This window comes from Arthrobacter sp. Hor0625 (genome assembly GCF_052567525.1).
Map to the genome: position 1 here is coordinate 255,474 of NZ_CP199586.1, position 20,897 is coordinate 276,370.

Sequence of the window (20,897 nt, forward strand, 5' to 3'; positions counted from 1 at the left end):
GGGCCCGTCCGCGGGCCCGCGCCGCTACGGCGTGGCACCGGTCGGGAAGGTGCACAGCGGGACGCCGCTCTGCGCCGGGGAGCCGATGGTGGTATGCAGGGACTGGATCCAGCGGGTCTGGTTCGGGGAGCCGCGCATGATGTAGTACCACTGCCCGTCGCCGCCGTAGGTGGTGCCATGTGGCTTCCAGCACATGACGTCGAAGGTGTCGAACTGGGACATCCACGGCCGGTCGTAGCCGCCCCGGCCGTCGCAGGTGTGCTTCACCGGGTCGTAGGAGGTGGCGCCGGGCAGGTCGGTGCAGCTGCGGTCCATCCCGGAACTCAACCGGGTGGTCCACCGTGTCTTTTCGGCTCCGGACGCGGCGGACGCGGACGCAACCGGGCTGCCGGTGCCGCGGGAGTTGACGGTCTGGACGTCGATGGTATGCCGCTCGTTGAAACCGTTGGTGTTGACCGTGCGGCTGCCCGAGGCCGCTACCCGTTCCCAGCCGCCGCCGTCGATCCTGATCTGCGTGTAGGCGATGTCGTGGCTGCCGGCGTCCGGCGAGGCCCAGTTCAGTGTCAGGTTGCGCTGGTTCTCGGCGCCGTCGGTCCCGGACGCTGACGGCCTGCCGGTTGAGCCGTACGGGTTGGCGTTGGCCCCGGCGCTGGCATCCGAGCTGGGGGCGACGGTGGAGTTGGCGGTCACGGTGACCGTGGTGGGGGTGCCGTTGGCGAATCCCCCGACGGTCTGGCCGGACGTGATCGGTCCGGACTGGCCCGTGCTGGCCCGGTAGGTGTAGCCCACCTCGGAGGCGGCGGAGCCGTTACGTTCGGCGGCGGTGAGCTCGCGGAAGGTAATGGTCAGCGCCCGGCCGGCGCCGCCGGTGTTGGCCTCGGTGGCGCTCACGCCGGAGACCTGGCCGAGTTTGCCCGTGGCACGCCGGGGTGCGGACGGTGCGCTGACAGCGCCCCGGCCGGCCTTGTTTTCGGCCTGGACGGTGAAGCTGTAGGACGCCTCTGAGTTGGCGGCGGTGAAGTTCGCGGTCCGGACGGTACCGGACACCACCTGGGTTTGCGCGGCGCCGCCGCCGCCGCTCATGGTGACGTAGTAGTTCCTGATCGCGTCACCGTTGGTGTTCGGTTCGTTCCAGTCCACCTTGAGCTGGTTGGAGGTTCCGACGGCGGAGGCGACCGACGTCGTCGGCGCGGCGGGGGCGGCCGGGACACCGGCGGGGTTGTCCTCGGCGGAGTACTGGCCCCAGTCCGAGGGGCCGAGCTCGTTGACGGCCTGGGCGCGGACCTTGTAGCGCACGCCGTTGGTCAGCCCGGGCCAGGTGTAGTTCAGCCCGGTCACGCCGTTCTTGACGGCGACTCCGGTGGCCGGCGGCGGCGAGATTTCCAGGTTGTAGTTCTTCACGGCGGAGCCCTCGGTCTTGGCGGCCGGCCAGGTGATGACCATGTTCTTGTCGCCGGCTTTAACCGTGGGGGCGTCCGGCGGGGAGGGTTTCTCGTCCGGCCGGATCTCGTTGGACGCCGCCGACGGGGCGGAGTCGCCTACCTCGTTGGTGGCGGTGACGGTGAAGACGTACTTGACGTCGTTGGTCAGGCCGGTGAGGGTGCAGGTGGTGGTGGCGCAGTCCTGGCTGAAGCCGTTGCCGGAACGCACCGTGTATTTGCTGATCGCGGCGCCGTTGTCCGACGGCGGGGTCCACTTGAGCACGGCGGTGCGGCTGCGGACGTCCGTGGCGGACGGCGCGGAGGGGGCGTCGGGTTTGTCCCGGACGGTGATCCGGATCCGGCCGTCGGTCTGCCGGGACACGTCCCCGGTCTTGTCCATCACGGTGTAGCGGACCACCATGACGCCCTTGGACCCGGGGGCGGGGGTGACGGTGATGGAATCGCCGGATACCGCCGGCTGCCCGGCGGCGGTTCCGGTTTCCACGCTGGCGGCGACGATCCGCAGCGGCGTGTCGGCGAACGGGTTGAAGTCATTGGCCAGGACGTTGACCTTTTCGGTCTTGCCGGCGTTGGCCTTGTCTACGACGTCCTCGTTGGCCACGGGCATCGGCCGGTTGGAGGCGGTGACGGTGGCGGTGACGGTGGCCCGGACCGGGTCGGAGCGGCCGTCGGTGACCTTGAGCGGGATGCTGCCCTTCCAGCCGGCGGCCTTGCCGGCGTCCGCCGTGACCTTCAGGGTTCCGGTCTGGACGGTGGCGGTGAAGCCCTCGGGCAGGGTGCCGTCGAGTTCGAAGCGGAGTTTGTCCTGGTCGGCGGCGTCCACGTCCTTGGCAAGGTTCGCCAGATCCAGGCTCGCCGAATCGGCCCGGGGCACGTCGAGGGTGGCGCCGCTGAAGGTCGGCGGGTGGTTGGCGTTGGGGTCCGGCAGGACCCTGGTGACGATGGTGAGGGTGGATTTCAGGCCCTGCGGGTCCTCGGGCCCGGTCCCGTCGGTGACTTCGAAGGTGACCGATCCGGGGCCGACGTAGTCCGTGAGGGCCGCGTAGCGCAGGGCGCCGCCGTTGCGGGCGACGACGTTTTCCGGTTCGGCGCCCTGGACCTTGACGGAGTCGACCTGGGTGATCCGCGGGGCGCGGCCCTCGCGGACGCGGACGTACTCGGCCAGGTCCAGGGTAGCCTCCTTGCCGGCCATCACCTCGACGACGTCGGTCTTGGCCAGGGTGGGGTGCTGTTCGCCCTGGCCGGGGACCCAGATGACCGCCGTCGAGCTTTGGCCGTCGACGTCGGTGACGGTGTAGGGCACCAACTGGTCCTGCGCGGTGAGCGCCACGCGGACGGTGCCCTCCCCGGCCACGCGGGCGTTCGGGTTGGCATCGGGCAGGCCAATTTTGAGGTCAGCGGCGACGCCGTCGGGGTCTTCGTCGTTCTTCAGGACCGGTACGTCGACGGCGGTCTTGCCGAGCGTCTCGGCCGGGGTGACGACGTCGTCCTTCGCCACCGGGGCCTTGAGGGCAGCGTCCGGGCTGGTCCGGACCCGGATGACGGCGCTGCCCTGGGCCTTCTTGTCGTCCTGGATCTTGTAGCTGACGCTGTCGTTCCCGGCGGCGCCCGGGGCGGTCAGCAGCACCTTGCCGCCGTCGGCGGCCTCGACCGCGAGCTCGGGGCGGGCCTCGAAGCCGTTGCGGACCAGGCTGACGGGGTCGCCGTCGGGGTCCGTGTCGTTGGCGAGGGCGTCGACGGCGACCTTGCGTCCGGGCCGGACGTCCACGGCGTCGTCCACGGCAATGGGTTTCTGGTTGTTGGTTTCCTGCGGGGCGATGCCGACGATCACGGTGCCGGTGTTCTCGGCGCCGATCCGGTCGCGGACCCGGTAGCTGAAGGTGTCCGTGCCGGCGGCGTTGCCCGCGGCGGTGAACTCGAGGTAACCGTCCTTGACCAGGGCCGTGCCCATGGCGGGGGCCTTGTCCACGCCGATCAGCCGGACCGAGTCGCCGTCGGAGTCGATGCCGTCCAGCGGCACCGGGATCCGAACGGTCATGCCAGCCACGACGCGGGCGGTGAGGTTCTTCGGTTCGGGCCGGGTGTTGCGTTCATCGTCGCGGGCCCGGATCCGGATGGCGACCTGCTGGGAGTCGGCCTGCCCGGAGGCGTTGGTGACCTTGTAGATGGCGTAGACCGTTTTGGGCACCGGGCCGGCGATGAAGCGGAGGGTCCGGCCGGAGGTGAAGATCCGGCCGTCTGCTGTGTCCGGCTTTTGCGCCAGCAAAGGTTCGAGGCTGAGCTGGCCGCCGTTGGGGTCGGTGTCGTTCTCCAGCACGGGGATGGTCACGACGTCGCCGGCGCGTACGGTGGCCTCGTCCGGCTTGGCCTGCGGGGCCTGCAACTTGGCGGGCGCCGGGACCACCAGGACGGCGATCTCGCCGCTGGCGGACGCCTTCCCGTTGGAGATCGTGTATTTGACGTTGAGCTGCCCCTGGGCGCGGATGTCGGTGATCCGCACGACCGAGTGGTCCAGGACCGCGACGCTCAGCGGCAGGCCGTCCGCCGCGGTGACCGACTGCACCACCAGGACGCCGCCGGAGGGATCCGAGTCGTTGCCGAGCACGTCCACGAGCACGCTGCCGCCGGCCGGGAGCAGTGCGGTGTCGCGGACCGCGACCGGCGCTCCGTCGCCGCCGCCGGGGACGACGTCGACGCGGACCAGTTGCTGGGCGCTGGCCGGCCCGTTGGTGGCCAGGTAGCTGACGTAGTGGGCGCCGAGGGCGGTGGAGTTGAAGGTGAAGGTCTGCTGGTCGGCGCCCATGGTGGCGGTGGAGTTGCCGTCCGGGGTGACCTGGGCGAGGCGGAGCGCGCCGCCGAGGGGGTCCGAGTCGTTCTTCAGCGGGGAGATCACGGTGTTGACACCGGCGACGGCGACGAGGTGGTCCGCGTTGGCGATTGGCGGCAGGGCTCCGGCCGGGCGCACCTCGACCGCCACCTTGCCCTCTGCGGTGGAGCGGCCGTCGGAGACCGTGACGGTGATGAGCTTGCGGCCGGGTTCGGAGCCGGAGTCCTGGAAGCTGAGCAGGCCGTCGGGCCGGACCTTGACCTGGTCGCGGGGGTCGCTGCCGGAGGCGCCCACGACGAAGAGGTCGTCGCCGTCGGGGTCGGTCCAGTCGGTGAGGATGTTCTGGCTGACCGCTTTCCCGGATTGCACCACGAGGGTGGTGTTGCGGTTCGGTTTCTGCTTCGGCGCGGTGTTCTGCCCCGGCGGGACGATGTTGAGGGTGACGTCGGTGCCGGCGGAGAGTCCGCGGCCGTCGTCGACCGTGTATTTGAAGGTCTCGGAGCCGGTCTTGCCGGCAGCGACGCTGACCTGGAAGCCGGTGGCGCCGTAGATCGGTGCGAGGGTTCCGGACTTGAGCGGTTCCGGGGAGCGGACGGTGAGGATGTCGCCGTCGGGGTCGGTGTCGTTGTCGAGTACGGGCAGGATGGTGGTCTTGCCCGCGCGCACCCCGAAGGTGTCCGGTTTGGCGGCGGGCGGCCGGTTGGGTTTGGTGCGGTCCGGCAGGACGGTCTGCTGCACCTCGTCGGCGGAGTCCTGGTCCGCGTCGTCCGAGGTCTGCTGCGGCGGGATGACGTCGTCCCAGTTGTTCACCAGCTGCATGTTCTGGTTCACCAGCCACACATTGCCCGAATTCACATCGTTGAGCACCACCAGGTCCCGGTTCACCCGGAACACATACGACGGCGACGCAGACGCCTTCGGCACCGCCACATTCTTATCATCCGCATCGCTGGAGCAGTCCCGGACATACTTATTCGCCCCCGACCACGCCGCATGCACACACCCGGCCAGCTGCACCGGAGCCGCCGGCACCCCCTGCCCGCCAAAGGTGACGGTCTTCGCCGTCGACCCGTCCAGCGGCTGCTCAACCAACGCCTTCGACGTCGCCACGGCCACCGCATCCGCACCCGGACCCGGCTGCTGCAGCCGCGCCTCCGCCGCATCCGCCAGCGCCACCTCGCGCCCGCCCGGCAACAACAACTTGCCGCGGCCCGCATCGAGGACCACCGGCCGGTCCCCCACCACGGTCAACTGGATGCTCCCGGCACCCTTCAGGGCCTCCCACGTGCTGGCCTGCGACTCCGTGACCGCACCGTCCGCGTCCACAGCCGTCACCGTCACCAGCCCGGAGACCGGGTCGGCGCTGTAAATCCGGTCATCGGAACCCACCGCCGACACGGTGCCCTGCGACCCCGAGAGCACCGGCTCGGAATTCTCCTCATCAAAACCATTGACCGTCGAGGGCGACAACGCCCACACCCGGCCACGCCCCGGATCCGTCACCGCAATGACCTTCGACCCGAAACTCACCACCGCCGAACCCGGCAACTTCTTATCCCCGCCCAGCCGCATCTGCGCCGCCGACACCTGGTTCAACGTCGAACCCGCAGCATCATCCACAAACACGGTCCCGGCATCCTGCAACACATCAAACGACGTCGACGCCGGCGTCACCGCACCATCAAGAACCCGCGACGGATAATTCAACCGCCCCACCGCGTTCTTCGACTTCGACACCACCCACACGCCGCCGTCATTCAACTCCACCTCAGCGGTCTTAAACCCCGGATACAACACCGCAGCCACCACCAACACCACACCCGCCACCACAAAAGCGGCAGCAGACAGAAGGTTGCGCGGCAGGCGGGGACGGCCTTGCGGCCGGGCAGCACGGAAGCCGGGGCGTGTTTTTGCCCGCACGGTATTGAGGATGCTGTTCATGGTTCTGCTGTCCCCCGGTGTCACGCCCTGGGCGCGGTGGAGTGCCGCTGCGTGGGCTGCTACCCCCGACTATGGCATATTGGCTATCGAATTGAGAAACCCCTCGGGTCCGGTCTGGGGACCCCTCAGGGAAGCTGGTGTGACGGGTTCGGTCAGTCCAGGACCAGGCCTTTACCGCTGCCGCGCTGCAGCTCCACCGGGTGGATCTCGCCGAAGCCGCGGACGTTCTCCGCGTCCCGGGGCAGCAGCACGAAGCGTTCGTCGTGGTCGAGGGCCGCGGCGGTCATGGAGTCCACCAGCACCGTGCCCGGGTCGGCCAGGGCGGTGAGCCGGGCGGCCAGGTTCACGGTCGGCCCGTAGATGTCTCCGAGCCGGGACAGGATCCGGCCCCAGACCATCGCGACGCGGGCCTGCGGCAGGATCTCGTCTTCGTTGAAGGCCTGCGAGAGGGCCAGCGAGATCTCGGCGCCGGCCGCGGGGGTTTCGGCGATGTAGAGGACTTCGTCGCCGACGGTTTTGACGAGCCGTCCGCCGCCGACGGAGATGATCTCGGCGCACTTGTTCTCAAAGCGCTGCACCAGCTGGGCGAGGGTTTTTTCGTTCATTCGGCGCGACAGGCTGGTGTAGGAGACCAAGTCAGCGAAGCCGACGGCGCGGGCCAGCGGCAGCGGGGCGTCGTCCTCGTCGCCTTCGCGGCCTTCCTCGCTGGAGGCCAGTCCGGCCTCGGCCCGGACGGCCAGGCGCTGCACCCCGGCGTTGAGCTGGCGGCGCCAGGAGTAGACGAGCATTTCCTCCAGGGCGTCCACAAGCGAAGGAAGTTCGCTGACCAGCCGCTTGCGGGCCATGGCGTCGGTCACTCCCTGTTTTTGGACCATGTCCTCGACCAGGGCCTCGATCTGCCAGACCACCATGCGGTCCGTCATCTGGCCGATGGCGCGGGTGACGGAGATGGCGGCTTCCTCGGTGAGCTTGCCGGCGCGGACGAGGTCCACGATGGTGTTCAGCGCGGTCTGGTCGCGTTCGGTAAAGGCCACGTCCTCGTCCCCGAGGTTGGGAAAGCCCAGGGCGCGCCAGAGTTTGCGGGCGGAGAGCAGCGACAATCCCGCTCCGGCGGCGACCTCGCGGCGGCGCAGCTTGCGTTCGCCGCCGAGCAGGCGCTGTTCGAGGGCTTTGGCGGCCAGCCGGTCGGCGGAGAGCGTGCCGGTGGGGGCCGGGCTGGCGGGTGCTGCGGCGTCGGAAGCTGGTTCCGGCTCCTCGTCGGCCTCCGCGCCGAAGCCGGCAGGATCCTCGGGGGTACCGGGCGTGTCAGCGGCGTCGTGAGTGTCGGGCGCGTCGGGCGCGTCGAACGAATCCGCGCTGCCACCGTCGTCATCGGGCATCGATTCCAGGACGGCGGCCTCCAGGGCGGCAGGATCGACCACCGCGTCGGGGACGTCAGAAGGTTCGGCGGCGAGGAGTCCGGCGTCGGGGTGCATGTTCTCAGCGCTCATCTCTTCCACCTTCTCTCCTGTCATCGGGCCAGCCGGCCGGGCCGTGCAGCGCGTCGCCGCCCTGCATGTCGTCCTGCATGTCGTCCTGCGGAAGTTCCTCGATCGCGTCGAGGATGAAATCCCGGAACGTCATGACCTCCGGAACGTCCGGAATCACCGCACCGCCCGGGTGCCCGGTTTCCAAGGATATAGTCCCCGAGCGCAAGGACCGTTGGAGCAGGGTCTGTTCGACGACCACATTACGGACCGCCGCCAGTGGAACCTGTTGGTCCCGCCGCCGCCAGAGGCCGTGGCGGGCGATCAGGCGCTGGCTGGTCAGGGTGTACCGGCTCGCGTGCCAGGCCAGCACGCGTGGCAGGCAGTAGGCCAGCAGTACCCAGCCGGCCAGCGCCAGGCACGTGCCCAGCAGCCAGGGCGTCCAGTCCGGTGTGGCGGCCGGAATCAGCCGGGCCGGCCCGCCCCGCAGGATCCAGGCGCAGGCGAAGGCGGTCGCGGCGGAGACCAGGATGAAAACCAGGGCCGGAGCAATCAGCGTCCGGGGCTGCGGGCGGGTCACAACGATCACTTGCTCGCCCGGGAAAAGCTCTTTACGCATAGCCGCTTTCGCCGCTGGTCGCGCCGGGCGGGGTCCACGGGCGCAGGTGTACGACGTCGCCGGCGGTCACCACGTGTTCGTGCCCGGCCGCATCCACCACCAGCAGGGATCCGTACTCGTCCAGCCGGGTGGCATGGCCGATGATCTCGTGGTCGCCGGGCAGCTGCGCGCGGACCTGTTTGCCCAGGGTGGTCAGGACGTGTTCGACCCGCTTGTGCAGCGACGGGCCGCCCGCCAGGCCGGCGGCCGGGTCGCCGTCGGCGTCGCAGAAGCTGCGGTAGAGGGCCGCGAAGCGGGTCAGGTAGCCCTTGAGCAGCTCGGTCCGGTCCGCCGTCGCCGGGTGTTCGAGCAGCACGGAGGTGGCGGTGGGAACCGGGAGCTCCGCCTCGGTGAGGGTGACGTTCAGGCCGGTGCCCAGCACCACGGGGGGCGCGGCGCCGTCGCCGATCGGGCCGAGCTGGGCCAGGATGCCGGCGATTTTCCGGCCGCGGACCAGGACGTCGTTCGGCCATTTCAGTTCGGCGGGGAGCCCGGCGGTGTCCTGCAGCGTTTCACGGAGCGCCAGCGCGGCCAGCAGGGAGAGCCAGGAGTAGCTCTGGGTCGGCAGCGGACGCCCGTCGGCGTTGACCGGACGGAGCACGATCGAGACCGACACCGAGCTGCGGGCGGGGGCTTCCCAGTGCCGTTCCAGCCGGCCGCGCGCCGCGCTCTGGTACTCCGCGGTGAGCACGGACAGGTCCGGCCAGGCGCGCGGGTCGACGGTGACGCCGCGCAGCAGGTCCGCGTTCGTCGAGCCGGTGGTCTCCACGACGGTCAGCTGCGGGATTCCGGTCCCGGCGAGGAAAGCGGCGTCGCCGAGCGCGTCCTGGTTCAGGGGCGGACGGTCCGGGGTCTCCTGCGCGGCTTCCATGCCTTGAATCCTACCGAGGAACTGCCGCCGCGGCGCCGGACCCTGCGCCGCGGAACTGCCCCACGTTGGACCGCAACCACCGGCGCGTCGGGCCGAAACGCCGTGGAATTCCGGCGTCGGACCCGCAAAGGTGGGGAGTTTCGGCGGCGTGGTCCTCCCCCGGACGGCGGGAAGCCGCAGGGAACTCAGAGGAAAATGTCAGGAACCAGCCGGTTCTCCGGCGCGCCGAGGCTGTACGGGGAGAAGTCCGTGACCCCGGCCGCGGCCAGTACCTGCTCGTCGGTGTAGAAGTTTCCGCTCCAGCTGCCCGATTCGGGAATCGCGTTGCCGGCGGTCAGCACCGCGTGGGCTGCGTCGGCCATGATCTGCGGTCCGCGGGCGCCGCGCACGATCTGTTCGCCGCCGGGCATGTTGCGGATCGCGGCGGTGTCGATCAGGGTGCAGGGCCAGAGCGAGTTGACGCTGATCCCGTCCACCTTCAGTTCCTCGGCCAGGCCCAGGGTGGTCAGGCTCATGCCGTACTTGGCCATCGTGTAGGCCAGGTGCATGCCGGCCCACTTGGGGTCCAGGTTCAGCGGCGGCGAGAGCGTGAGGATCTGCCCGGCGCCGGACTCGCGCAGCGCCGGCAGGGCGAGTTTGCTCAGCAGGAAGGTCCCGCGGACGTTGATGTCCTGCATGAGGTCGTGGCGCTTCATGTCCACGGCGTCGGTCTTGGACAAATCAATCGCGGAGGCGTTGTTGATGACGATGTCGATGCCGCCGAAGCGTTCGGTGGCCGCGGCCACCGCGCCGGCGACGTCGTCGTCGTTGCGCACGTCGCCGACCAGCGGCAGGGCCTGGCCGCCGGCTGCTTCGATCTGCTCCGCGGCGGTGTAGACGGTGCCTTCGAGCTTGGCGTGGGGCTGGCCGGTTTTGGCCAGCAGGGCGATGTTGGCCCCGTCTTTTGCAGCGCGGAGGGCGATCGCGAGGCCGATGCCGCGGCTGCCGCCGGACATCAGGATGGTGCGGCCGGCGAGGGAGCCGGTGGCCCGGTACGGGCTCTGGTGCTGGGCGGGGCCGGGGGTGTCCGAAGCGTCGTTGCTTGAAGTCATAGGCCCACTTTAGCCGATGTTACCGACCAGTAACATCCCTCATTGTGACCCCTCCCGTACGCTCCCGCCCGGTTACTCCGGCCCGGGTCGCCTCCGGGCCGCCCGCCGCCGCGGATTTCCGGGGGCCGGGCGGGGCACACCGCGGGTAACTGGGCGGGAAGGTACGGGCACCCGCCGGCGGCCGCCCGCCGCCGCGGATCGCCGGGGGCTGGGCCGGGTCACACCGCGGGTAACTGGCCGGGAAGGTACAGTCACCCGCCGGGGATCGGGCCGAAAATTGTAGGGTTTCTACAGCGGCACGGACGAATACCCTCATTAGACTTGCCATCACGGCCTTGTTTTTGTGTGGAATCCACTTAAGCGCCACCGCACGGGCCCGCGACACGAACAGCGAACGACAGAGCCGGAGACACTTGATGAGCCACGATCTGACCACGACCGCGGGAAAGATTGCCGATTTCCGCGAGCGCCAGGCCCGTGCCGAGCAGCCCTCCGGCCCCGAGGCGATCGAGAAGCAGCACGCCCGCGGCAAGAACACCGCCCGCGAGCGCATCGACCTGCTGCTCGACGCCGGCTCCTTCGTCGAGTTCGACGCTCTCGCCGTGCACCGCTCCACCGCCTTCGGCATGGAGAAGAAGAAGCCGCTCGGCGACGGCCTGGTCTCCGGCTACGGCACCGTCGACGGCCGGCCCGTCGCTGTCTACAGCCAGGACTTCTCGGTTTACGGCGGTTCGCTGAGCCAGGTCAACGGAGAGAAGATCGTCAAAGTCCAGGAGTTCGCGCTGCGCAACGGCTGCCCGGTGGTCGGCATCCTCGACGGCGGCGGCGCCCGTATCCAGGAAGGCGTCGCCTCGCTGGCCATGTTCGCGGACATCTTCCGCAACAACGTCCACGCCTCCGGCGTCGTCCCGCAGATTTCCCTCATCATGGGCCCCTCCGCCGGCGGCGCCGCGTACTCCCCCGCCCTGACCGACTACGTGGTCATGGTGGACAAGACCTCGCACATGTTCATCACCGGCCCCGACGTGATCAAAACCGTCACCGGCGAAGACGTGGACATGGAGACCCTTGGCGGGGCGCGCCAGCACAACGCCAACACCGGCACCTCCACCTATCTGGCCGCCGACGAGGCCGACGCCGTCGAATTCGTCCGCGAACTGCTGGACTTCCTGCCCTCCAACAACCTCGCGGAAGCCCCGGTGCTGGAGCACAGCCAGCAGCCGGAGCTCGACGACGACGACCTCGCCCTGGACACGCTGATTCCGGACTCGGCCAACCAGCCCTACAACATGCGCAAGGTGATCGAGCAGATCGTCGACGACGCGCACTTCCTGGAGATGCAGTCGCTCTACGCGCCGAACGTCATCATCGGCTACGGCCGGGTCGAGGGCCACACCGTCGGCATCGTGGCCAACCAGCCGATGCAGTTCGCCGGCACCCTGGACATCGCCGCCTCGGAAAAGGCAGCCCGCTTTGTCCGGCACTGCGACGCCTTCAACATCCCGATCATCACGCTGGTGGACGTGCCGGGCTTCCTGCCGGGCAAGGACCAGGAGTTCCAGGGCATCATCCGCCGCGGCGCCAAGTTGCTCTACGCCTACGCCGAGGCGACGGTTCCCAAGCTGACCGTGATCACCCGCAAGGCCTACGGCGGCGCCTACATCGTGATGGGGTCCAAGAAGCTCGGCGCGGACCTGAACCTGGCCTGGCCCACCGCGCAGATCGGCGTCATGGGCGCCCAGGGGGCCGTGAACATCCTGTACCGGCGCGAGCTGGCAGCAGTGGCCGAGGCCGGCGGCGACGTCGAGGCCAAGCGCGCCGAGGTCATCCGGCAGTACGAGGAGGAGCTCCTGAACCCGTACCAGGCCGCGGAGCTGGGCTACGTCGACGCGGTGATCGCCCCTTCCGAGACCCGCCTGCAGATCATCAAGGGCCTGCGGGCGCTGCGGGACAAGCGGGCCAGCCTGCCCGCCAAGAAGCACGGGAACATCCCGCTGTGACCGGCTCGGAACCGGCACCGGCGGAGCAGCCCCTGCTCTCCGTGGTCAAGGGAGATCCGACGGCGGAGGAACTGGCCGCCGTGACCGCCGTCGTCCTGTCCCTGGGCAGCAGCCCGGACGCCGCCCCGGCCAAGCCAGGCGTGCGGCACTGGATCCGGCGGCAGCAACTGCAGCTGGCGCCCCGGCCCGGTCCGGGTTCGTGGAAGCGCAGCCGCGGCTAGAAAAAGTTCAGTAACCCTTTCATAACTGGGCCGGCCCGGCTAGTCTCGTTCGGGTGACTACCGAAACCTCCCAGAACCCCACGCCCGACAGCCCGCCCGCGGCGCGCCCGCACACCGCCATCGACGCCGTCGCCGATGCCTTCACGGACACGCTCATCCGGCTCAACCCGAGCTTTGCCACCGAGCTCGGCCTCCCGGGGCACGAGACCGAGTACCAGGACTTCTCCCCCGCCGGCCACGAGGCGTTCGCCGCCGCGGCCCGCGAAGCCCTCGCCGCGCTGGAAGGGCTGGAGCCGGCCGACGACGTCGACGCCGTCACCCTGGACGCGATGCGCGAACGCCTCGGCCTGCAGCTGGAGATCCACGAGTCCGGCTGGGACCTGGCCGAGCTGAACAACATCGCCTCCCCCGCCCAGGAGATCCGGGCGATCTTCGACCTGATGCCGACCGACACCGCCGCCCAGTGGGACCACATCGCCGGCCGCGCGCACAATGTGCCGACGGCCCTGGACGGGTACATCGAGTCCCTGCGCACGGCCAAGGACGCCGGCCGGGTCTCCGCCGCCCGCCAGGTGCGGATCGTGATCGAGCAGACCACCAAGCACGCCGCCGAGGACGGCTTCTTCGCCACGCTGGCCGCCGGGGCCAAGACCGCCGAGGGCGCCCTGCCCGAGGAGGTGCAGGCCAAGCTCGACGCCGGCGCCGCGGCCGCCCGCACCGCCTACGCCCGGCTGGCCGGCTTCCTGGAGGCCGAGCTGCTGCCGGCCGCGCCGGAGAAGGACGCCGTGGGCCGCGAGCGCTACGCCCTGGCGTCCCGGTCCTTCCTCGGCGCCACGGTGGACCTGGAGGAGACCTACGCCTGGGGCGTGCAGGAGCTGGACCGGCTGATCGCTGAACAGGAGCGCGTGGCCAACGAGATCAAGCCCGGCGCCTCGGTCGAAGAGGCCAAGGAGATCCTGAACAACGACCCGTCACGCCAGCTCAAGGGCACCGACGCGCTCCGGACCTGGATGCAGGAGCTCTCCGACAGGGCCGTGGCCGACCTTGCGGGGGTGCACTTCGACATCCCCGAGGCCATGAAGACCCTGGAATGCAAGATCGCCCCCACCCAGGAGGGCGGCATCTACTACACCGGCCCGTCGGATGATTTCAGCCGCCCGGGCCGCATGTGGTGGTCCGTCCCGCCGGGCGAGGACACCTTCACCACCTGGGCCGAGACCACCACGGTCTACCACGAGGGCGTGCCGGGCCACCACCTGCAGGTTGCCACCGCCACCTACCGCCGCGAGCTGCTGAACAAGTGGCGCCGGAACGTGTGCTGGACGTCGGGCCACGGCGAAGGCTGGGCCCTCTACGCCGAGAAGCTCATGCAGGAGCTGGGCTACCTGAAGGATCCGGGCGACCACATGGGCATGCTGGACATGCAGCGCATGCGGGCCGCGCGCGTCGTGTTCGATATCGGCGTGCATCTGGAGTTGGAGGTGCCCGAGCGTTGGGGGTCGGGCACCTGGACTCCGGAGGCGGGGTACGAGTTCCTGAAGCAGAACCTCGCGATCAGCGAGGGCCAGCTGAAGTTCGAGTTCACCCGCTACCTGGGCTGGCCGGGACAGGCGCCCTCGTACAAGGTGGGCCAGCGGCTCTGGGAGCAGATCCGCGCCGAACTCGAGGCCCGGCCGGGCTTCGACCTCAAGGCCTTCCACACCAAGGCGCTCAACATGGGCTCCGTCGGGCTGGACACCCTGAAGCGGGCGCTCCTGGGTTAGCTAAGGCAGAGGCAGAAGGGGTGGCCGGCCGGGTCCAGGAAGACCCGGAAGGTCGTTCCCGGCTGGTGCTCGTGCCTGGTCGCGCCGAGCTCGAGCACCGCCGCCTCGGCCGCGTCGAGGTCATCGACGACGAGGTCGAGGTGCATCTGCTGCGGCACTTCCTGGCCGGGCCACTGCGGCGGAACGAAGGATTCGACCTTCTGGAAATTGATCGAATCCCCGTAGTCCGCGCGGATGGAGCTCCAGCCGTCGTCGTCCTGGTCGATTTTCCAGTCGAGCAGGGCGGCGTAGAACTGCGCCAGGGTCCTGGGGTCCGGGCAGTCGAGGACGACGGCCGGGAAGCGTGCGATAGCTATGGGGCACACTCTAGGCGCCGGGCAACAAACGAGATGACAGTTGGCGGCAATGTTTTGCGGAAACATTGCCGCGAACTGTCATCTCGGCACGGGAGCCCGGGCGAGACAATCGCCACACCGGAGGCTGGAATAACTTCACACACGGGCAGTCTTCCGGCGAACTGGCGGGAAATTTGCCGCAGCCGCGCAAATCCGCCGGCGTAACATTTCTCAACATCCGTTCGCCGTGTTATGCGACCCGGTCCTAGCGTGTTCGGGTGACCACTCAGACAAGCACCCCCGCAACCGCAGGCAAGCCCGGATTCAGGCTGCCCAAATGGGCCGGCTCGTTCGGCTTCCAGATCATTGCCGCCCTGATCGTCGGCCTGGGCCTCGGCCTGCTCGCGAAGTACACGGGCAGCACCAAGGCGGACCCGAACGCCCTTGGCGCAACGCTGCAGACCATCGGCTCGAGCTACGTCTCGCTGCTGCAGACCGCCGTCGTGCCGCTCATCTTCACCGCCGTCGTCAGCTCCATCTCCAACCTGCGCGCCGTGTCCAACGCGGCCCGGCTGGCCTGGAACACGCTGCTCTGGTTCGCGATCACCTCCCTGATCGCGGTGCTGATCGGCATCGGCCTCGGCGTCCTCCTGCAGCCCGGCGCCAACACCGGCATCGACGGCCAGGGCGAAGCGCCGTCGAAGGTCGGCAGCTGGTGGGCCTTCCTGATTGGCCTGTTCCCGAAGAACTTCCTGGGCCTTGGCGCCAGCACCACCGTCACCGACGGCGTCGCCACCACCGCGGTGAGCTTCAACGTGCTGCAGATCCTCGTCATCGCGATCGCCGTCGGCATCGCCGCGCTCAAGGTGGGCAAGGCTGCCGAGCCGTTCCTGAACCTCAATGCCTCCGCCCTGGCCGTGATCCAGAAGGTCCTCTGGTGGATCATCCGGATCGCCCCGCTGGGTACCGTCGGCCTGATCGGCAACGCCGTCGCCGTCTACGGCTGGGACACCATCGGCTCGCTCGGCAAGTTCACGGTCGCCATCTACGCCGGCCTGGCCCTCGTGCTGTTCGTCGTCTACCCGGTCCTGGTCCGCAGCCACGGCCTGTCCATCAAGCAGTACTTCTCCGGTGTCTGGCCCGCCGTCCAGCTGGCGTTCGTCTCGCGATCCTCGGTGGGGACCCTGCCGCTGACCCAGCGCGTGACCGAACGGTCCCTGGGCGTGCCCCGCGGCTACGCCTCCTTCGCCGTGCCGCTGGGCGCGACCACCAAGATGGACGGCTGCGCCGCGATCTACCCGGCCGTCTCCGCGATCTTCGTGGCCCAGTTCTTCGGCATCCAGCTGGACTTCACCCAGTACCTGCTCATTGCCCTGGTCTCCGTCCTCGGCTCCGCCGCGACCGCCGGCACCACCGGCGCCGTCGTCATGCTGACCCTGACGCTCTCCACGCTGGGCCTGCCGCTGGCCGGCGTCGGCCTGCTGCTGGCGATCGACCCGATCCTGGACATGGGCCGCACCGCGGTCAACGTGGCCGGCCAGGCCCTCGTGCCCACGATCGTGGCCAAGCGCCAGGGCATCCTGGACGAGTCGCTGTACAACGCCCCTCGCAACGGTGACCCGTTCGCCGATGACACCGACGCGGTCGACGGCGCGGTCAACGCCGACGCCGACAACGACGCTGGTGCCGCTGCCCCGGCAGAGCGGGAACTGGCGGCCGCGAAGGCGTAACCGTCGCACCGCAGTAGCCGCACCGCACAAGTAGTCCCCGGGAGCCTGCTCCCGGGGACTACTTTTGTCGCCTGCTGCCGCCCGGCCAGCCGGGGCTACATCCGGCCGCCGCCGATGACACCCTTTTCGACAGCCTTGGTGACCGCGTCGGCTTCGGCCCGGGTCAGGGTGCCGTCGCTGACAGCCTTGTCCAGCCTGGTCTTGAGCGCGGCGGCGTGCTCGGCCTGTTCGGCACTGCGGAGCTCGGCCAGGGCCGCGGTGACCTTGGCCTCGTCGATGCCCAGCGAGGCGCCCAGCGACTTCGCCAGTTCCGCCTCCATCGCCGCGCGGTCCGGCCTGCTCCCCTCGGCCGGCGGAGCGGACGGCTTGTGGGCCTCGCGGAAGGCCTGCAGCGCCTCGGTCAGCTTGGCCTCGTCGACGCCGAGCTTGGCGGCGAGTTCGGTGGCGCGGACGCCGCCGAAGCCCCCGCGGCCGCCATGGCCTCCGCGCATGCCCATGCCCTCCCCCGGGCCGGCGGAATCCGACGACGCGCTTGAACTGGGGCTGGGGGCCGGCGTCGTGGTGGCCGAGGCCATTCCGGCGACTCCCATGCCGGCGCCAAGTGCCAGAGCGGCGGCGGAAATGCCGAGCGTGATCTTCTTCGTGCGTGACATCTGCTGTCTCCTGAATCTGCCGTACGGCGACGGCGCTGGTGCTGGGTTGCAGCCTTCTGCGAGGCGTGGTTCCAGTGTGCGGCGGCGAATTCGGCGCCGGCTGTCGCCAAGCTTTCATCTTGCTGTGAATGCTCCCGGACACCCTCCCTTGCCAGCGGGCGCGGAATGGCTAGGCTCGGCTCATGCTGATCGTCACCTCCAACGAGATTCCCGGCCACCGGATCGACGCCGTGTTCGGCGAAGTCATGGGACTGACTGTCCGGTCCCGCGACGTCGGAGCCCAGGTCGTGGCCGGGCTGCGGTCCCTGGCCGGCGGGGAACTGCGCGAACTGACCCAGGTGCTGTACGAGAGCCGGCAGGAAGTCATGGCCCGGATGACGGCCGAAGCCGCGCAGCGCGGCGCCAACGCGGTTGTGGCCATGCGCTTCGACACCGCCCACATGGCCAACAACTGGTCGGAAATCTGCGCCTACGGGACGGCCGTATACGCGGTCCCGCTGGCCGCCGGGGAGGCCGGCGCCACCGCCCAGTCGGCCCGGCTCGCGGAGCAAGCGGGGGCGCGCCCGCAAAATTTGCCCTGAGTGCAAAGATGCACCTAGTGTAAGAACATGCCCACACCCCTGTCCGGACCCGACGACGAGTCCGCCCCCCCGTCGCGCCGGGAACTCAACAAGGCCGCCACCCGGCAGGCGATCACCGATGCCGCCCTCGGCCTGCTCCGCTCCCGCGGGCCGGGCAATTTCACCGTGGAGGACATCGCCGAGTCCGCCGGAATCTCCCGCCGGACCTTCTTCAACTACTTCAGCAGCACCGACGTCGTGATCGCATCGGTGACCCACGGGTTCCTGGACGCCGCTCTTCAGCAGTTCCGGCTCCGGCCCGCCGGCGAACCCGTCCTCGAATCCGCCCGGGCGGCACTGATGGAACTCGCCGATCCGATGAGCATCGCTCCGCTGGCCGAGCTCTACAGCCTCGGCCAGGCCAACCCGCAGCTCAACCGCTCCGAGCTGGAAGCCTGGGACCACTGCACGGCGGAGATCATCGAAGCCGCCCGCGAGCGCTTCGACCGCGCCGCCGGCGCCGGCATCGACGAACTGTACCTGCGCGCCCTGGCCGGATCGGTCATCTCCTGCGGCAAGGCCGCCATGGATGTCTGGTTCGCACGCTGCGGCGGTTCCCTCTCCCCCGACTCCCTGTCGATCCTGCGCCAGCTGCTGATCGATTCCATGAGCCTGCTCGGTTCCGGGTTCTCCTCCCCGGCTGCCGCAGCGGCCCCCACCGCCGCCCCTTCCGCCGCACCTACCCAAGATCGGTTTTGACATGGCACTAGTGCTTTATCGCCTCGGCAAGTTCTCCTACCGCCACCGCTGGCTCGTTATCTCCCTCTGGCTGGCCATCATGGTGGCCGTCGGCGGGGCGGCGGCAGCGTTCCACGGCACCCTGTCCAACAACTTCCAGATTCCCGGCACCGAGACCCAGCAGATGGCGGACAAGCTGAAGAAGGACCTGCCGTCCTCCTCCGGCGGTTCGGCCAGCATCGTCTTCGAGGCCAATGACGCCCGCTTCAGCGAGGCAGGCAAGGACGCGGTCACCGCGGCGCTGGCCAAGCTGAAGACCATCCCCGATGTCCAGGGCACGGTCGATCCGTTCGCCACCCAGGCCCAGCTGGACAAGGCCGCTGCCGATCTGGCCGCAGGCGAACAGAAAGCCGCCGCGGGCAAGGACCAGCTGAAGTCCGCTGCCGCGAAACTGGCCGCCGGCAAGGCCCAGCTGGCCGAGGCCGAAAAGCAGATGGCCGCGGTTGGGCTCCCGCCGGCAGCCATCGACGCCCAGCTCGGACAGCAGAAGGCAGCCCTCGCCGCCGGCCAGGCCAAGCTCGACGCCGGCATGAAGGAACTCGAGGCCGGCGACGCCAAGCTGGCCCTCGGCAAGCGGCAGCTGGACGCCTCCAAGGGCCTGCGCTTCGTCTCCGAGGACGGCAAGGCCGCGATCGCACAGGTGCAGTTCAAGACCTCGATCAACGGCCTCAAGCCCGAGGTGCGGCAGCAGGTCCAGGACATCGTCAAGGAAGTTTCTTCCGCCAACGTCACCGCCCTGCCCAGCAAGGAAATCAGCGAGGACATCTCCGAGATTTTCGGCACCGCGGAGATCATCGGCATCGCCGTCGCGGCCCTGGTCCTGATCATCATGCTCGGCACCCTAGTCGCGGCCGGCCTGCCCCTGCTGATGGCAATCGTCGGCGTGGCCGTCGGCGTCGGCGGCACCTTCGCGCTAAGCGGCGCCGTCGACATGAGCTCCATCTCCCCGATGCTGGCCCTCATGCTCGGCCTGGCCGTCGGCATCGACTACTCCCTGTTCATCGTCAACCGGCACCGCGGGCAGCTGCTCGCGGGCATGGATCCTGAGGAGTCCGTGGCCCTGGCCACCGGTACCTCCGGCAACGCAGTGCTCTTCGCCGGCCTGACCGTCATCATCGCCCTCGCGGCGCTGGTGGTGCCCGGACTGCCGTTCCTCGCCGTCATGGGCCTCTCGGCCGCCGCGACGGTGGCCGTCGCCGTCGTCGTCGCGCTGACCCTGACTCCCGCCGTGCTGTCCCTGGTGGGCCGCAAGCTGGTGTCCAAGCGCGCCTGGGCCAAGGCCGAGCAGCACAATGCCGCGCCCGGCCACGACGCCGAGGACCAGGCCCGGGACGAATACCGCAGCAGCCACGGCTGGGGCGGCATCGTCACCCGGCACCCGTGGCTGGCACTGCTCGCCGGCGTGCTGCTGCTGGGCGTGGTCGCGCTGCCGGCCAGCCAGCTCCGGCTGGCCCTTCCGGACGCCAGTTCCGAACCGGTCGCCTCCACGGCCTTCAAGGCCTACGACGTCACCAAGCGCAGCTTCGGCGAGGGCATGACCGGCCCGATCATCGTGGTCGGTGACTTCCCCGCGGGGCTCAGCGCCGCCGACGCCCAGGCCAAGCAGCTGGACGTCGCGGACATCCTGCGCGACACCGACAACGTGGCCGCGGCCGTGCCGCTGGCGCTCAGCGACGACCGCCGCACCGCCGTTTTCCAGGTCATCCCGAAGGAAGGGCCGGCGAGCGCCAGCACCGTCGAGGTCGTCTCCGAACTGCGCGCCGAGAAGGACCGGATCAAGGACTCCACCGGTGTCGGGATCGGCCTGACCGGCCAGACCGCCGGCAACGTCGACGTCTCCACCAAGCTCGGCGACGCCCTGCCGCCGTACCTTGCGATCGTCGTCGGACTCTCCCTGATCCTGCTGCTGCTCGTCTTCCGCTCGATCGTGGTCCCGCTGCTGGCGACCGGCGGCTTCCTGCTCTCCCTGGCCGCCGCGTTCGGCGGCGTCGTCGCGGTCTACCAGTGGGGCTGGCTGGGCACTGTCTTCGGCGTGGAGAACCCCGGCGCGGTGCTGAGCTTCCTGCCGATCATCCTGATCGGTGTGCTGTTCGGCCTGGCCATGGACTACCAGGTCTTCATCGCCTCCGGCATGCGCGAGGCGTACATGCACGGGGAAACCGCCAAGCACGCGGTCCGCTCCGGCTTCAGCCACGCGGCGGCCGTGGTCACCGCGGCCGCGATCATCATGGTCAGCGTGTTCTCCGGCTTCGTCTTCTCGCACCTGAACATGGTCCGGCCGATGGGCTTCGCCATGGCGTTCGGCGTGCTGGTGGACGCGTTCGTGGTGCGCATGACGATCGTTCCGGCCGTGATGTACCTGCTGGGCAGCAAGGCCTGGTGGCTGCCGCGCTGGCTGGACCGCATCCTGCCGGACGTCGACGTCGAAGGCGCCAAGCTGCGCAAGCCGGCGTCCGCCGATGACAGCGATGCCGGCGACGCCGAACCGGCCGCAGCCGCGGTCCGCTAACCGCCGCCCGCGCCGGAGCCGCCCGTCGATCA

At 69.6% G+C, this 20,897-nt stretch carries 14 protein-coding genes; 7 read left to right on the forward strand and 7 right to left on the reverse strand.

Annotated elements, in window-relative coordinates; all coding sequences use genetic code 11:
- Window positions 1–24: 24 nt before the first annotated feature.
- From ACTWLI_RS01180 to ACTWLI_RS01200, 5 genes are all read right to left on the reverse strand, one after another.
- Window positions 25–6,210: an Ig-like domain-containing protein gene (locus ACTWLI_RS01180; RefSeq protein WP_445154906.1), complete on the reverse strand. Its 6,186-nt coding sequence runs from the start codon at window positions 6,208–6,210 to the stop codon at window positions 25–27.
- Window positions 6,211–6,362: 152 nt separating this feature from the next.
- The gene (locus ACTWLI_RS01185; protein WP_445154907.1) at window positions 6,363–7,700 is read right to left on the reverse strand and encodes an adenylate/guanylate cyclase domain-containing protein; all 1,338 of its coding nucleotides are present in this window, start codon (window positions 7,698–7,700) and stop codon (window positions 6,363–6,365) included.
- Window positions 7,690–8,295, reverse strand: coding sequence for a PH domain-containing protein (locus ACTWLI_RS01190; RefSeq protein ID WP_445154908.1), 606 nt, complete (start codon window positions 8,293–8,295; stop codon window positions 7,690–7,692). Before ACTWLI_RS01190 ends, ACTWLI_RS01185 begins: the two co-directional genes overlap by 11 nt.
- On the reverse strand, window positions 8,288–9,205 hold the full coding sequence (locus tag ACTWLI_RS01195; protein WP_445154909.1) for a biotin--[acetyl-CoA-carboxylase] ligase: 918 nt from the start codon (window positions 9,203–9,205) through the stop codon (window positions 8,288–8,290). The genes ACTWLI_RS01190 and ACTWLI_RS01195 overlap by 8 nt, the downstream gene beginning before the upstream one ends.
- A gap of 185 nt (window positions 9,206–9,390) precedes the next feature.
- Window positions 9,391–10,296: an SDR family oxidoreductase gene (locus ACTWLI_RS01200; protein ID WP_445154910.1), complete on the reverse strand. Its 906-nt coding sequence runs from the start codon at window positions 10,294–10,296 to the stop codon at window positions 9,391–9,393.
- A gap of 416 nt (window positions 10,297–10,712) precedes the next feature.
- Here ACTWLI_RS01200 and ACTWLI_RS01205 point away from each other — a divergent pair, with 416 nt between their 5' ends.
- Genes ACTWLI_RS01205 through ACTWLI_RS01215 form a run of 3 tightly spaced genes read left to right on the forward strand, consistent with a single transcriptional unit; the run spans window position 10,713 to window position 14,280 of the window.
- Window positions 10,713–12,296, forward strand: a complete 1,584-nt coding sequence (locus ACTWLI_RS01205; RefSeq protein ID WP_445154911.1) for an acyl-CoA carboxylase subunit beta — start codon at window positions 10,713–10,715, stop codon at window positions 12,294–12,296.
- Window positions 12,293–12,517, forward strand: a complete 225-nt coding sequence (locus ACTWLI_RS01210) for an acyl-CoA carboxylase subunit epsilon (protein ID WP_445154912.1) — start codon at window positions 12,293–12,295, stop codon at window positions 12,515–12,517. Before ACTWLI_RS01205 ends, ACTWLI_RS01210 begins: the two co-directional genes overlap by 4 nt.
- 53 nt (window positions 12,518–12,570) lie before the next feature.
- Complete coding sequence (locus ACTWLI_RS01215; RefSeq protein WP_445154913.1) at window positions 12,571–14,280, forward strand: DUF885 domain-containing protein; 1,710 nt, start codon at window positions 12,571–12,573, stop codon at window positions 14,278–14,280.
- Here the strand turns inward: ACTWLI_RS01215 and ACTWLI_RS01220 are convergent.
- A complete protein-coding gene (locus ACTWLI_RS01220; RefSeq protein ID WP_445156084.1) occupies window positions 14,277–14,636 on the reverse strand; it encodes a VOC family protein in 360 nt (119 codons plus the stop codon). The two genes, ACTWLI_RS01215 and ACTWLI_RS01220, sit on opposite strands and share 4 nt — an antisense overlap.
- Before the next feature lie 257 nt (window positions 14,637–14,893).
- On the opposite strand from ACTWLI_RS01220, the gene ACTWLI_RS01225 reads away from it, so the two are divergent.
- A complete protein-coding gene (locus tag ACTWLI_RS01225; RefSeq protein WP_445154914.1) occupies window positions 14,894–16,345 on the forward strand; it encodes a dicarboxylate/amino acid:cation symporter in 1,452 nt (483 codons plus the stop codon).
- 95 nt (window positions 16,346–16,440) lie between these two features.
- On the opposite strand, the gene ACTWLI_RS01230 is transcribed toward ACTWLI_RS01225, so the two are convergent.
- Window positions 16,441–16,998: a hypothetical protein gene (locus ACTWLI_RS01230; protein WP_445154915.1), complete on the reverse strand. Its 558-nt coding sequence runs from the start codon at window positions 16,996–16,998 to the stop codon at window positions 16,441–16,443.
- A gap of 182 nt (window positions 16,999–17,180) precedes the next feature.
- Between ACTWLI_RS01230 and ACTWLI_RS01235 the strand changes: the two genes are divergently transcribed.
- The 3 genes from ACTWLI_RS01235 to ACTWLI_RS01245 are packed head-to-tail and all read left to right on the forward strand — an operon-like array spanning window position 17,181 to window position 20,865.
- Window positions 17,181–17,579: a YbjQ family protein gene (locus tag ACTWLI_RS01235; protein ID WP_445154916.1), complete on the forward strand. Its 399-nt coding sequence runs from the start codon at window positions 17,181–17,183 to the stop codon at window positions 17,577–17,579.
- A 27-nt stretch (window positions 17,580–17,606) separates the two neighbouring features.
- Window positions 17,607–18,317: a TetR/AcrR family transcriptional regulator gene (locus ACTWLI_RS01240; protein WP_445154917.1), complete on the forward strand. Its 711-nt coding sequence runs from the start codon at window positions 17,607–17,609 to the stop codon at window positions 18,315–18,317.
- A gap of 1 nt (window position 18,318) precedes the next feature.
- Window positions 18,319–20,865 carry an MMPL family transporter gene (locus ACTWLI_RS01245; protein ID WP_445154918.1) on the forward strand — a complete coding sequence of 849 codons (2,547 nt, stop codon included), beginning with the start codon at window positions 18,319–18,321 and terminating at the stop codon, window positions 20,863–20,865.
- Window positions 20,866–20,897: the final 32 nt, after the last annotated feature.